Below are 13,495 nucleotides of genomic sequence, written 5' to 3'. Positions count from 1 at the left end.
CGATTTTCTTATTGTTGGAACGCACATATAAATTTTAAAGATTATGGTTAAAGAGGATATCGCCACAATTCTACAATATGCTATTCCCGCATTAATTTGGGTTTGCCTGGTATCTATTACCCTGCGTTTATTAACCAAACAGCAAGCAATTTCTGTTACGCTCTCTTGGTTAATGATCGTTTATGTTGTGCCGGTTATCGGGATTATCGCTTATTTTATTTTTGGCGAAATTAAACTTGGTTCTCGCCGAGCTAAACTTTTCCATCAACTACGACCAAAGTATATTGCTTGGTTTGAACAATACCAACAATACAAAAACATTATCGAAAGTAGTGAAACACTACGTTATAAGCCTCTTTTTGACTTATGCCAACAACGCCAGAAAATTCCTTGTATCCTAGGTAATGATCTGCATATCTTTAATACGCCAGAAACCATTATCCAAAGTATTATTCAAGATATTGAGAAAGCAAAATTCTCTATCAATATGACGTTTTATATCTGGCAAAGTGGCGGTTTAATTGAGTACGTTGAACAAGCATTAATCCAAGCACACCAACGAGGCGTGAAAATTCATATTTTACTGGACTCTGTTGGTAGCCGCGATTTTTTACAGAGTGAACACTGCCAGCAATTACGCCAACAAGGTCTAGAGTTCTTTGAAGCATTACACGCTAATCCATTGCGAATGTTCTTAGAACGCATCGATCTTCGCCAACATCGCAAAATTGTTGTGATTGATAATCAAATTTCTTATACCGGTAGTATGAATATGGTTGATCCAAGCCAATTCAAACAGAGTGCTAATGTTGGACAATGGATTGATATTATGGTGAGAATGGATGGTCCAGTTTCTTCTATTCTCAATCATCTACACGCTTGGGATTGGGAAATTGAAACTGAGCAACAGCAATCACTGGCATTTTCACTATGCCCATTATTGCCAATTGAACATGATAACTCTCATGCAGTACAAATCCTGGCAACGGGACCAGGTTTCCCCGATGATTTAATGTCACAAGCATTACTCACAGCTATTTTTGCTGCTCGTAAATCTATTACTATTACTTCGCCTTATTTTGTACCAAGCCAAAGTATTGAAGATGCACTAAAAATTGCAGCTCAACGAGGCGTAGAAGTAAATATTATTCTGCCAAAAAAAAATGATTCCACTATGGTGCAATGGGCGAGCCGCGCCTTATTTGATAATTTATTAGCTGCTGGTGTAAAAATTCACCAATTTACTGGTGGCTTACTGCATACAAAAAGCATTTTAATTGATCAACGTTTGGCTTTAGTTGGCAGCGTAAATATGGATATCCGCAGCTTTATGCTTAACTTTGAGGTGATGATTATTGTTGAAGACCGAGATTTTGCTAAAGAAATTGCAGCACTACATCACAGCTACTATCAACAGACAATGCCACTTGATTACCAACAGTGGCGAACTCGCCCGCTATGGCAACGTATTATTGAACGCTTATTTTTCTTTTTCAGTCCATTATTATAAAAAGTATAAAAGGCGAAAAAATGCAGTGTTATTACAAAACATTTTCTCAGTTGACCACTCAAGAACTTTTTCAAATTTATCAAGCTAGAACCGCCGTTTTTGTTGTGGAACAACAATGCCCTTATCAAGAAGTTGATGCCATCGATCTTGAAGCAACACATCTATGGCTAGCTGTCAATCATAAATTAGTAGCCTATGCAAGAATTTATCTGCAACATCAAGCTGTTCATTTTGGACGGGTATTAGTCATACCTGAATATCGTCATCAAGGCATTGCTAAACAGCTACTTGATCAGATACTTCACTTTATTAGCAATACCTTTCCTAATAAACCGATTGTGATTCAGGCACAACACTATCTACAAGCGTTTTATCAACAATATGGATTTATTGTTACATCAGAGGTTTATCTTGAAGACAATATTCCACACATTGATATGTGCAAAAATAATTAAAACACTTTAATAATAATAAGTAGTAAATCAAATAATAGTGGTGCAATCAGTGAGGTAATAACGCCACACAGCACTAACGCGATCGAGCTGTATGTTCCGGCTTTTTTATCAATTTCCATACAAGCTGCTGTACCTAATGCGTGCGACGCAGTACCAATCGCTAATCCAGCTGCTTCACTACGCTTAATCCGTAATAATTTAATAATGCTGTAACCAAAAACAGAACCAATTAAGCCAGCAATAATCACTAATACAACTGTGATCGTAGGCACCCCTCCAATGGTTGATGAAACTGCCATCGCAAGTGGTGTGGTGATAGATTTACCAAATACTGTCGCCATCACTTGTTCATTACCGCCCAATATGAATGCCATAAATGATCCACTTAACATCGCTAAGGCAGAAGAGACTGTTGTAATAAATAAGATGCTACGCCAATATTGCTTAATCTGTTTTAATTGTTCATATAAAGGCAAAGCAAGGGCAACAATAGACGGGCCTAATAACGCATTTAATGGTTTATTCCCCGTAATGTAATCGTGATAAGGAATATGAAAAATTAATAAAATCGCAATTAATAAACATACAGTAATCACGAAAGAGTTAAAGATAATTGATTTAACTCTTTTGTTAATTGCTACAGCAAGTGAAAAGGCAATAATTGTCATCAAACAATATAAATAGATCATTTTGCACCTCGCATACTGCGTTTTTTCACTTTTTTACGGCGTCTGGCAAATGAATTAAGAGAGAAAAAATAATCTGCTAATAAAGCAGTAAATACAATCGTCAAGCAGGTACTGAAGATAGTAGGAATCAATAATGACATTGCTTGTTTAGTTAAAATGTCAAAATAGTCAATAATTCCAACACTTAAAGGAATAAACAATAATGACATATAACGAATTAATAAGGCACCACTAGGTAATACCCACTCTTCTTTGATTAATTTTAAGACTAATCCCGCAAATAAAAGCAATAATCCCCAAATACTTGCTGGGATTCCAATAGGTAAAATATAATTAATGCCCTCACCAAGATATAACATGGCGTATAAAATAGCGAGTGAACGACAAAGAGCTACGATTTTATAAAACATCATCGATAGAAATGTGTAATAATATTGAGCCTATTCTACTCCCATTTTGTGATCAATGTCACTTTTTTAAAAATTTTTAATCATATGAAAAAACTTATCATTGCATTGTTATTTATTTTATTTACTAGTCATACTTTTGCTGCACGTGAAATCCAATGTAGAGTCGTTGCGATTAGTGATGGCGATACCTTTACCTGCCTATTACAAAATAATAAACAGATAAGAGTACGCTTAGCTCAAGTCGATGCCCCAGAAAAAAAACAACCTTATGGTGATCGTTCTCGTCAATTATTATCTCAACTTATCTTTAAGAAAAACGTAAAAATTACCTCCAGTGAATACGATCGTTATGGTCGTGTTGTAGGACAGGTATTTGATGCTAGTGGTAAAAATATTAACTTAGTTATGGTACAACAAGGGCTTGCATGGGCTTATCGTGAATACATGAACGACAACCAATATTTACAAGCCGAAAATGAAGCACGCCAAAAACGCCTTGGTTTATGGCAAGGTCAAGACCCTATTTATCCAAGTAATTGGCGTAAACATGAAAGAAATCCATCTGTACCATTAGCTAAAAATCCTGCTACACCCGTACTCGCATTACCAAAACCAGGCACAACAAGCAGTACAATCAAAACAATAGGCTGCAATACACATCGTTCTTGTAAAAGCTTTTCCTCTTGTGAAGAAGCTACTCGCTTCTTTAAGCAATGTGCTGCCGATTATTTAGACGGCAATAAAGATGGTATTCCTTGTAACTCGCTATGTCGTTAGTTAATTTTATGTATAAGCCTTTTGATATCGATCGCTTTCGGGCGCAATTTCCTTTTTTACAACAACACCCTACTGCTGTTTACCTTGATTCAGCAGCGACAACATTGCGCCCATCCGCTTTAATTGAAGCAACTTCACAATTTTATTGTTCTGCTGGTTCCGTCCATCGTAGTCAATATGATTGGCAACAGACCCAACAATTTGAGCAAGCTCGTCAGCTGGTAGCAGATTTATTACAGGCAGAAGATCAAACTTGTATTATTTGGACTTCAGGTACAACGCATAGTTTAAATAGCATTGCATACGGTTTACTCCACCGCTTCCAACCTGGTGATGAAATTATTATTAGTGAAGCAGAACACCATGCTAATTTCGTTATTTGGCAACAGCTTGCTCAGCAACACCAATTCAAACTTATTGTGTTGCCCTTACTCCCTGATTATCAGCTTAATCTTGAAGCATTAAAGACAGCTCTTTCATTACGTACAAAAGTAGTCGCGCTTAATTTTGTTTCAAATGTCACTGGATATCGACAACCGATTGAACGAATTACTCCGCTGATCCGTCAAACTTCTCCAAATGCGATGATTGTATTAGATGCAGCACAAGCTGTGCTTCATCAACCCATCTCATTACAACAACTTGATGTTGATTTTCTTGCTTTTTCCGCTCATAAACTATTCGGACCTACCGGATTAGGGGTACTTACTGGCAAAAAATCTGCCTTGCAGCAACTTACGCCACTCTTTTTTGGCGGTAAGATGGTGAAACAAGTAACGCAACAACAAACAACTTTGCAAGAACTTCCCTATCGTTTAGAGGCTGGTACACCAAATATTGCAGCAGTAATTGGATTTGGTGCTGTATTACAATGGTTGCAGCAATACGATTTTTCACAATTAATGGCTTATACTCAACAGCTTGCTCAACAATTCCGTCACCGTTTTGCCCAATATCCAAATTGTCAATTATTTAGTGATCCACATAGCCATATTATTAGCTTTACCTTTACTGGAATTGATAATAGTGATCTAGCTACCTTACTTAGTGAACAACAAATTGCATTACGTACTGGGCAACATTGTGCGCAGCCTTACTTACACTTTCTGCAGCAACGCGGCACCTTACGTCTTTCTCTTGCACCTTATAATCATCAGCAAGACTTTACACGATTTTTTCAAGCATTAGATAATGCCTTAGCCCTTTTGGAGGAAGAATGACATTTGCTGAAATCGAAGCACTTTTTACAAAAAGTGATAATTGGGAACAGCGTTACCGCCAATTAATTTTATTAGGTAAACAACTCCCTAAACCTGATACTCAAATACTAGAACAAATTCCTTTGGTCGAAGGCTGTGAAAGTCGTCTATGGTTTAAAATCGACTACCAACAGCAACAATGGCACATTATTGCATACAGTGATGCGCGTATTTTAAATGGGATTTTATTTATCTTAATTACCGCACTATCAGAACAAACAACTGAACAGTTAGCACATTTTCAAATTACACCACTGTTACAACAATTAAAAATTGATCAACGTTTAAGTGAAACTCGATTAAATGGACTGAAAAATATTGAAAAAATCATTAGCAAAACTGTTACTGAATTGTTATAGTTATTCACGCAAAGTTTAAATCAAAATTTGCAATTATTTTTTATTTAGAATAGCTCATTGCTATTCTTTTTTTATGAACAAAGGAGTGATGATGAATACAAAATCTTTGATCAAAACAGCATTATTTAGTAGCTTACTTGCTTTCAGTTCAATCAGCTTTGCTGATACCGTTGTACAAGAAATGCAATCCTTCAAAGAAAATATTGGCCCTGTATTAAAAGCTGAAAATGCAGAAATGATGCAAAAACATCTTGGCGAATTAAAAGCTGCGGCTCAACGCTCTCTAGAACTTGTTCCAGGAAGTTTAGTGAAAAAAGGCAAAGACAGCGCTGAATTTAAAGATTATCAACAAGGAATGCAACATTTCATTGCAGTCATTGATGAATCTTCTGCTTTAGCCGCAAAAGGTGAGCTTGAACAAGCTAAAGAAAAAGCCAAAGATCTTCTTTCTATTCGTAATGAATACCACAAAAAATATAAGTAAACATCTAGAAAAAAGTATAAAAAAAGGCTAAGTATCAACTACTTAGCCTTTATCTCATAGAGTAATATTATAAAATAAAGCGACTTAAATCTTCATTTTCAACAACATCACCAAGCGCTGATTTCACATAAGCTTCATCAATCACCACTTTTTCACTGCTCATATCAGATGCATCAAAAGAAATTTTATCCATTAAACGTTCTAACACTGTGTGTAAACGTCTTGCGCCAATATTTTCTGTTTTCTCATTTACTCGGAATGCAGCTTCAGCAATCGTTGCAATTGCATCATCAGTAAACTCAACAGATACCCCTTCTGTCTGCATTAGTGCCTTATACTGCTCAGTTAATGACGCATTCGGCTCAGTCAAAATACGTTCAAAATCTTTTGCAGTTAATGCCCCCAATTCCACACGAATTGGTAAACGGCCTTGTAATTCTGGAATTAAGTCAGATGGGCGAGCCACTTGGAATGCACCAGAAGCAATAAATAAAATATGATCTGTTTTTACCATACCATGTTTAGTATTAATGGTTGAACCTTCTACTAATGGTAATAAATCACGCTGTACACCTTCACGTGATACATCTGGTCCACTGGTTTCACCACGTTTACAAATTTTATCAATCTCATCAATAAATACGATTCCGTGTTGTTCTACTGCTTCGATTGCTTTTTGTTTTAACTCTTCTGGATTAATTAATTTTGCAGCTTCATCTTCAATTAAAACCTTTAACGCATCTTTAATTTTCATTTTGCGTTTTTTGGTTTGCCCGCTCGAAAGATTTTGGAACATTGACTGTAATTGGCTGGTCATTTCTTCCATTCCCGGCGGAGCCATAATTTCTACGCCAACAGAACCACCTGCTGCCACATCAATTTCAATCTCTTTATCATCTAATTGACCTTCACGTAATTTTTTACGGAAAATTTGGCGTGTATTACTGTGTGTATCTGTACTTTCTACATTGCCCCATTGATCTTTCGCTGGTGGTAATAACACATCTAAAATACGTTCTTCCGCGGCTTCTTCGGCACGATAGCGATTTTTATTAATTTCTGTTTGACGCACTAATTTCATTGCAACACCAGCCAGATCACGAATAATTGAATCCACCTCTTTACCGACATAACCAACTTCAGTGAATTTCGTCGCTTCCACTTTAATAAATGGCGCATTCGCTAATTTCGCTAAACGGCGCGCAATTTCTGTTTTACCCACCCCAGTAGGACCAATCATTAAAATATTTTTTGGTGTTACTTCATGACGTAGTGGCTCTGGTAACTGCATTCGACGCCAACGATTACGCAATGCAATCGCCACTGCACGTTTTGCATCAGATTGTCCAATAATATGTTTATCTAATTCAGAAACAATTTCACGAGGAGTCATCTCAGACATATTTTTATCCTTCTTCTATTTTATGTGTTGCCTGACTGACAACACCCTATTATTTCCCTGTTTCGTCCGCTTATGCCATATTATGGCAACTCTTCAATAGTGAAATTTGTATTAGTAAATACACAAATATCACCCGCAATTTTTAGTGACTTTTCTACAATCTCTCGTGCAGAAAGATCGGTATTAGCAACTAAAGCTCGTGCTGCTGCCATAGCATAATTACCGCCTGAACCAATAGCTAAAATTTGATCTGCTTCAGGCTGCACTACATCACCTAATCCTGTAATAATCAGCGACTCTTTGGCATCAGCCACAATTAACATCGCCTCCAATTTGCGTAACGCACGATCAGTACGCCACTCTTTTGCCAGTTCTACTGCACTTTTTAATAAGTGGCCTTGGTGCATTTCTAATTTGCGTTCAAACAATTCAAATAAGGTAAAGGCATCTGCTGTACCACCAGCAAATCCTGCTAATACTTTATCCCCATATAAACGACGTACTTTGCGTGCATTACCTTTCATTACGGTATTGCCTAGTGAAACTTGTCCATCTCCACCAACAACAACATGCCCATTACGGCGAACACTTACGATTGTAGTCATAATTTTTTTCCTTCTTCTACAATTTACACAATGCTTCCCTATATGGGTGCAAGCAATTCGGTTTCAAGTTAAAAACCAAATAAAAATATCGCCTGCAAATTGACAGGCGATATCTTTTTTCTAAATAAATGAATTAAGCTAATTTTGCTCTTCTTGCTTTTACTGCTGCAGCTAAATCGTACAACACTTTTTCAGTATCTTCCCAACCAATACAAGCATCTGTCACACTTTGGCCATATACCAATGTTTTACCTTCAATGATATCTTGACGGCCTTCAACTAAGTTACTCTCTACCATCACGCCAAAAATATGTTGCGAACCTGCACTGATTTGGCGACAGATTTCATTACACACATCAAGTTGCTTCTTGAATTGTTTTGAACTGTTAGCATGGCTAAAATCCACCATTACATGAGGAATGCGACCACTCTTTTCAATATCTTTTACTGTTTTCAGAATATCTTCTTCAGAGTAGTTAGGACCTTTGTCGCCACCGCGTAAGATAATGTGACAATCTGGATTTCCTTTCGTCGCCACAATCGCAGAGTGACCAAATTTAGTAACCGATAAGAAATAGTGAGAAGCTTCTGCTGCACCAATTGCATCTAATGCGATTTTTACACCACCATTAGTCCCATTTTTAAATCCAACGGCACAAGAAAGACCCGATGCAAGCTCACGGTGTACTTGCGATTCGGTTGTTCTGGCTCCGATAGCTCCCCAACTCATAAAGTCCGCAATATATTGTGGCGTAATCATATCTAAAAACTCACCCGCAGCAGGTACACCAAGATCATTTACATCTAACAACAATTTACGGGCCATTCTTAGACCGTCATTTAATGCGTAGGTATGATCAAGGTGTGGATCATTGATTAATCCTTTCCAACCAACTGTTGTCCGTGGTTTTTCAAAGTAAACTCGCATTACTACTTCTAATTCATCTTTTAATTCATCACGTAATACTTTCAATCGTTTTGCATAATCTAATGCAGCAGCGGGATCATGAATTGAACAAGGTCCAATTACCACTAATAAGCGATCATCTTCACGATGTAAAATATTGTGTACTGCTTGGCGAGTTTGCTTAACGGTTTTAACTGCGGTTTTACTTGCTGGATATTTTTCTAATAATGCGATTGGAGGTAATAACTGCTCTACTTTTGCGATACGAACGTCATCATTTTCAATACGAATATCTTTTTTAATTACTGCCATTGATTCACTCTCTTGTATTTTTGTACTACTAAACTAGTCCAAATGCTAGCATATACAATTTTAATTTCAACTATTATTTAATGATTATTTAAAACTTTTGCAGGCTCTAAACGTGCAGCTCGAATTGCTGGATAAAGTGATGCCAATAAACTTAGCACTAATGTTGCTACAAACACTAAACCAACATCAGTAAAATGTAATTCACTTGGCATAAAATCAATAAAATACACACCATCTGATAAAATCTTAGTATGCAAAATCTTTTCAATAGCATAAATAATTTCTGTTAAATTTAATGCCACCATCACACCCAAGACAATTCCCCACAAACAACCTTTCATTCCTGAAAATAACCCGTACCATAAAAAAATACGACGGATAAAACGACTATCAGCTCCTAAGGTTCGTAAAATTGCAATATCACCTTGTTTATCTTTCACCGCCATAATCAAGGTAGAAATAATATTAAAACAAGCAATGCCTATCACTAATACCATAGCAAGATACATTACAGTTTTAATCAAAGAAATATCTCGATACATATAACCAAAACTATCAATCCAGGTGTTTGCGACTAATCCCTGTGGATAATTTGCCAATGCAGAATAATCAAATTCATTAACAGAAAATGGCGATTTAATCGCTAACTCTACACCTGTTACTTGATTTTCTTGATAATTGAGATACTGCTGTGCAATTGATAATGGAATGAATGCATAGCTATGATCAAGCTGTCCATCTAAACGTAAAATCCCAGTGACTTGTAAACGGTGACGCTCTGGTTGAGCCATCTTACTTACGTCTTGATGTGTCTGGTTAGAAACCAATAATGATACCCAATCACCTTCTTTAACCCCAAGATCTTTTGCAATACCTGAACCAAGAATAATCCCTTGTTTTTCTGCTACAAATTTCTGCCATGCATTATGTAAGACAAACTGTCCCACAGCACTCACCTGTTGCAACATTGCAGGCTCAATGCCTTTCACCTGAATCACTTTTAATTTTGCTCCAGATTCTGCTAATGTCGTAAATGATACATAAGGTGAGAAACCTGAAATTTGTTGATTATCTTGTAATGCTTGATGTAATTGATGCCAATTTTCAACCGGCTGGCGATCATAGCCTGTAATAGAAATGTGTGGTACAACCGCAAGAATACGATGATTCAGTTCTCGTTGAAACCCATTCATTGCACTCAAGCCAATGATGAGTACCGCAACCCCTAATGCAATCCCCAAGGTTGAAAACCAAGCAATCAACGAAACTAAACGATTTTTTTGCTTACCTCGCTGATAACGCCAACTGATAAAAAATGGCGTACTCATACGGTTTCCTCCGCCGTTAATACACCATCTCGCATTCGATAGCGTTTTTGCAATTTTGCCGCTAAATTTAAATCATGTGTTACCAATAAAAAAGCAATGCCTTTTTCTTGATTTAACTGTTGTAATAATTCAAAAATATGCTCTGTTGTTTTTTGATCTAAATTTCCTGTCGGTTCGTCCGCTAACACTAAATCAGGGTTATTCACTAGCGCTCTTGCAATCGCTACCCGTTGACGTTCACCACCTGATAGTGCTGATGGGCGATGATCAATGCGATGGGCTAAACTTACCGCTTTTAACATCTCTTCTGCTTGAGTATAAGCAATATCACGTTTTTCACCTGCAATTAGCATTGGCATTGCTACATTTTCTAATGCAGAAAAATCAGCCATGAGATGATGAAATTGATAAACAAATCCTAAATGGCGATTACGTAATTTTGCAATTTGGCTATCAGATAATTGCGATAATTGCTGCCCATTTAACCAAACTTCACCTGCTGTTGGTTTATCTAATCCACCCAGTAAATGCAACAATGTACTTTTACCTGAACCTGAACTCCCTACAATAGCGGTTAAATCATTTGCTGCAATCGAAAAAGAGATTTCTTTTAGTACTGACGTTGCTTTATCGCCTTCTTGATAAACTTTTGATAATTGCTGGCAAGCCAACAACGCAGTTGTTTGATTTAAATTAGACATAGAATTACTCATAACGCAACGCCTCCGCTGGTTCAACTTTCGCTGCACGATAAGCAGGATAAAGCGTAGAAACAAAAGATAAAGTTAATGAAAAAAGAATAATCGTTAAAATTTGTGGAATATCAATTTCGCTTGGTAAAGCAAACCCTTGTGGATTTAGCCAAGCTAATAATGGCGTTAAATATTTTGTCGCTAATATGCCAAGTACCGCACCAAGCAAGGTACTCAATACCCCAATTACCATACCTTGATAGATAAAAATTTGCATAATTTGTTTGCGAGCTAATCCTTGTGTTTGCAAAATCGCGATTTCGCCTTGTTTGTCTAACACCATTAGACTTAAAGAGGTCACAATATTGGCAATGGCGACTAAAATAATTAATCCCACCAATAAAGACATCATATTTTTTTCCATTCTAACGGATTGAAAAAACTCACCTTTTTGAGCCCGCCAATCGCTGATTTTCCATTCAGTACTAGGAAAATAATCAGGTAACTCTGTAATTAAAAAAGGATCTTGTAAAAATAGACGTTCACCTTGTACCTGATCTGGCTTAATCCGCAATAACCTACCAACATCTTGTAAATTAGCAAAAATCTGTTCATCCATACTCCATTCAGGATAAATTGCAGCAACAGTGAATAAACGCTGCACTGGAATTCGCCCTAATGGGGTATAAACACTGTTTTCAGGAATTAATAAGCGAACTTTATCACCAACTTGTAATTGATTTTGTTGTGCCAAGCGACTACCAATAATAAGATTAAATCCATTCGCTGGTAATAAAGTGTCTATTGTTTCAGGTAATGAGGCTAATAATGGATCATCTTGTTGTTGCTGCACACCGATTAATTGTGCAGCACTTAGCCCATTACTACTTTGCATAATCACTTGAGCCAAATTAATAGGTACGGCTTTAGTGATAAAAGAGGGTAATTTAGGCAGTTGTTGCTGTTGTAACGATAGTGTTTGTTGTTGTGGAGAAACAATAGCTTGCGGAATATGAGATAAAACGTTCTGCTTTTGGTAACTTTCTAATCCATTCATTACTGACAACACAATGATCAATGCCATTACCCCTAGCATAATGCCAATACTTGCCAGGCGGGTCACTAAACGACCAAAGCGATCCCCACTTTTAGAACGCCAATAACGTAATGCCACTAGTAGTGGAACATTTACCGACATAATTTTCCCTTTTATTGTTTACAACTTACAGAATAAATCCGTCCATTAATAAATGGACGGATTCTTCTCTTGATTATTTTTTATCAGCTTATTTGCCTGTTGCGACAAATTCTTCGATATTTTGCGCAACTTTATTTACTAATGTGGTAACCGCTGAATCTGACGCCCAAGCAATATGTGGCGTAATTAATAAATTCGGCATCCGTTTTGTTGCTTCCATTAAGACATTACCTTTTTCTGGTGGCTCTTGGCGCATTACATCAATCGCTGCACCTGATAATTGCCCAGAAGTTAATGCGTCTAACAAGGCTTGTTCATCAACCAAAGGCCCACGTCCTGTATTAATTAAAATAGCACCTCGTTTACATAAAGCTAATGTTTCATGATTAATTAAATTTTGGGTTGTTTCCGTTAATGGACAATGTAATGTCAAGATATCTGCTTGTGCTAACACGTCTTCAAATTTGGTATAACCCTCACGAATTGTTGCTGCACCTCGATGCTCTGCATACAGAACTTTCATTCCTAATAATTCAGCCAAACGCCCTACTTCTTGGCCTAAATTACCACGACCAAAAATCCCCAATACCGAGCCTTTTACATCTTTAATTGGATAGTCAAAATAACAGAATTGAGGATTATCAACCCAACGATCAGTAAGTTGATCACGATACCAGCCCATTAAACTATGACGTAATGAATAGATCATTCCTAATACGTGTTCTGGGACAGTAACTGATGAATAGCCTGTTACATTTTTTACAACAATGCCTAATTCTTTAGCGGCAACTAAATCAACATTGTTGGTTCCTGTTGCTGTAATGGCAATTAATTTCAATTTAGGTAGCTGTTGCATAACCTCTCGGCTAAATACAACTTTACTGGTTACTGCAATATCAACATCCTGCATTCTTTCAATCACTTGAGCAGCAGAGGTATGTTCATATTCAATCCATTCATGTGCAAAGGTAGGACGAGGAATTGGGATGTGTTTTGGAATGGCAGTACTATCTAAAAAGACTATTTTCATTACAGGCTCCTTATTAAATTTAGTAACAAAAACGTTTTCAAGATAACAATAAAACAGAGGGTTGCAAAGTAGAAATTA

At 36.9% G+C, this 13,495-nt stretch carries 15 protein-coding genes; 6 read left to right on the top strand and 9 right to left on the bottom strand.

All coding sequences use genetic code 11. The features are described 5' to 3' along the window. Nucleotides 1–43: 43 nt before the first annotated feature. Entirely contained in the window at nt 44–1,510 is a 1,467-nt protein-coding gene (gene cls, locus QV06_RS01375; protein ID WP_209435863.1) for a cardiolipin synthase, read from the top strand. Between the two features lie 20 nt (nt 1,511–1,530). Next, nucleotides 1,531–1,965: a GNAT family N-acetyltransferase gene (locus tag QV06_RS01370; RefSeq protein ID WP_065236603.1), complete on the top strand. Its 435-nt coding sequence runs from the start codon at nt 1,531–1,533 to the stop codon at nt 1,963–1,965. Here the strand turns inward: QV06_RS01370 and QV06_RS01365 are convergent. After that, the gene (locus QV06_RS01365) at nt 1,962–2,654 is read right to left on the bottom strand and encodes a CidB/LrgB family autolysis modulator (RefSeq protein WP_065236602.1); all 693 of its coding nucleotides are present in this window, start codon (nt 2,652–2,654) and stop codon (nt 1,962–1,964) included. The two genes, QV06_RS01370 and QV06_RS01365, sit on opposite strands and share 4 nt — an antisense overlap. Next, nucleotides 2,651–3,064: a CidA/LrgA family protein gene (locus QV06_RS01360; RefSeq protein WP_065233524.1), complete on the bottom strand. Its 414-nt coding sequence runs from the start codon at nt 3,062–3,064 to the stop codon at nt 2,651–2,653. Before QV06_RS01360 ends, QV06_RS01365 begins: the two co-directional genes overlap by 4 nt. Before the next feature lie 84 nt (nt 3,065–3,148). Between QV06_RS01360 and QV06_RS01355 the strand changes: the two genes are divergently transcribed. From QV06_RS01355 to QV06_RS01340, 4 genes are all read left to right on the top strand, one after another. Further along, nucleotides 3,149–3,841, top strand: coding sequence for a thermonuclease family protein (locus tag QV06_RS01355; RefSeq protein WP_065236649.1), 693 nt, complete (start codon nt 3,149–3,151; stop codon nt 3,839–3,841). Further along, nucleotides 3,832–5,061 (top strand): aminotransferase class V-fold PLP-dependent enzyme, encoded by a 1,230-nt coding sequence (locus QV06_RS01350; protein WP_065236601.1) that lies wholly within the window; start codon nt 3,832–3,834, stop codon nt 5,059–5,061. The genes QV06_RS01355 and QV06_RS01350 overlap by 10 nt, the downstream gene beginning before the upstream one ends. Next, the gene (locus QV06_RS01345) at nt 5,058–5,459 is read left to right on the top strand and encodes a SufE family protein (RefSeq protein ID WP_065236600.1); all 402 of its coding nucleotides are present in this window, start codon (nt 5,058–5,060) and stop codon (nt 5,457–5,459) included. The genes QV06_RS01350 and QV06_RS01345 overlap by 4 nt, the downstream gene beginning before the upstream one ends. Before the next feature lie 88 nt (nt 5,460–5,547). Then, a complete protein-coding gene (locus QV06_RS01340; protein WP_167348595.1) occupies nt 5,548–5,943 on the top strand; it encodes a cytochrome b562 in 396 nt (131 codons plus the stop codon). Nucleotides 5,944–6,010: 67 nt separating this feature from the next. On the opposite strand, the gene hslU is transcribed toward QV06_RS01340, so the two are convergent. The 7 genes from hslU to QV06_RS01305 all read right to left on the bottom strand — a co-directional run bounded on the left by hslU (nt 6,011) and on the right by QV06_RS01305 (nt 13,417). Next, nucleotides 6,011–7,345: an HslU--HslV peptidase ATPase subunit gene (gene hslU / locus QV06_RS01335; RefSeq protein WP_065236598.1), complete on the bottom strand. Its 1,335-nt coding sequence runs from the start codon at nt 7,343–7,345 to the stop codon at nt 6,011–6,013. 80 nt (nt 7,346–7,425) lie between these two features. After that, nucleotides 7,426–7,950: an ATP-dependent protease subunit HslV gene (hslV, locus tag QV06_RS01330; RefSeq protein ID WP_065233529.1), complete on the bottom strand. Its 525-nt coding sequence runs from the start codon at nt 7,948–7,950 to the stop codon at nt 7,426–7,428. Between the two features lie 133 nt (nt 7,951–8,083). Then, nucleotides 8,084–9,169: a 3-deoxy-7-phosphoheptulonate synthase AroG gene (gene aroG, locus QV06_RS01325; protein WP_065233530.1), complete on the bottom strand. Its 1,086-nt coding sequence runs from the start codon at nt 9,167–9,169 to the stop codon at nt 8,084–8,086. A 77-nt stretch (nt 9,170–9,246) separates the two neighbouring features. Further along, complete coding sequence (gene lolE / locus QV06_RS01320) at nt 9,247–10,497, bottom strand: lipoprotein-releasing ABC transporter permease subunit LolE (protein WP_065236597.1); 1,251 nt, start codon at nt 10,495–10,497, stop codon at nt 9,247–9,249. Beyond that, nucleotides 10,494–11,210 carry a lipoprotein-releasing ABC transporter ATP-binding protein LolD gene (gene lolD, locus QV06_RS01315; RefSeq protein WP_065233532.1) on the bottom strand — a complete coding sequence of 239 codons (717 nt, stop codon included), beginning with the start codon at nt 11,208–11,210 and terminating at the stop codon, nt 10,494–10,496. The genes lolE and lolD overlap by 4 nt, the downstream gene beginning before the upstream one ends. Then, nucleotides 11,203–12,387, bottom strand: coding sequence for a lipoprotein-releasing ABC transporter permease subunit (locus QV06_RS01310; RefSeq protein WP_065236596.1), 1,185 nt, complete (start codon nt 12,385–12,387; stop codon nt 11,203–11,205). The genes lolD and QV06_RS01310 overlap by 8 nt, the downstream gene beginning before the upstream one ends. 88 nt (nt 12,388–12,475) lie before the next feature. Continuing rightward, on the bottom strand, nt 12,476–13,417 hold the full coding sequence (locus tag QV06_RS01305) for a 2-hydroxyacid dehydrogenase (protein WP_065236595.1): 942 nt from the start codon (nt 13,415–13,417) through the stop codon (nt 12,476–12,478). Nucleotides 13,418–13,495: the final 78 nt, after the last annotated feature.

Origin of the sequence: Gallibacterium genomosp. 3, from assembly GCF_001678475.1 — a bacterium.
Lineage (GTDB): Bacteria > Pseudomonadota > Gammaproteobacteria > Enterobacterales > Pasteurellaceae > Gallibacterium > Gallibacterium faecale.
The sequence above is the reverse complement of the archived record's forward strand: the minus strand, read 5'-3'. Positions and strand labels throughout refer to the sequence as shown.